General features: G+C 63.5%; 1 protein-coding gene. It reads right to left on the minus strand.

All coding sequences use genetic code 11. The features are described 5' to 3' along the window. On the minus strand, window positions 1-375 hold a 375-nt coding region (locus V6936_RS17335), incomplete at both ends, for an autotransporter outer membrane beta-barrel domain-containing protein (RefSeq protein ID WP_336580175.1).

Below are 375 nucleotides of genomic sequence, written 5' to 3' on the forward strand. Positions count from 1 at the left end.
GGCTGTATTTCCCGGTCACGCCCTGTGCTGCGTCCACGAAGGAATAGGCGACGTTTTGACGGAAAGGGCCGCCGGCCAGCTTCAGGGTGCCGTCGATATGGGCGGCCCCCCCGACGACCAGACGATCTGTTGCGCCTGCGGTGCCGACTTCCAGTTCATGCACCGAACCGGCATGGGCGGTATAGTCGCCGCTGACGGTCAAGGTGCCTACAGAATTACCGGGGGCCAAGGTGCCGTAGTTATCGACTTGTGCGACCGTACCGGCCCCCCCCAGCGTTCCCTCACGCTCAACGATCACAGCAGAAGCCAGCGTGCCATTGACGGCCAGACGACCACCGCTGACGGTGGTGTCGCCGGTATAGCTGTTATTGCCCG

The organism is Alcaligenes sp. CHO6, assembly GCF_037120595.1.
Taxonomy (GTDB): Bacteria; Pseudomonadota; Gammaproteobacteria; order Burkholderiales; family Burkholderiaceae_B; genus Alcaligenes; species Alcaligenes ammonioxydans.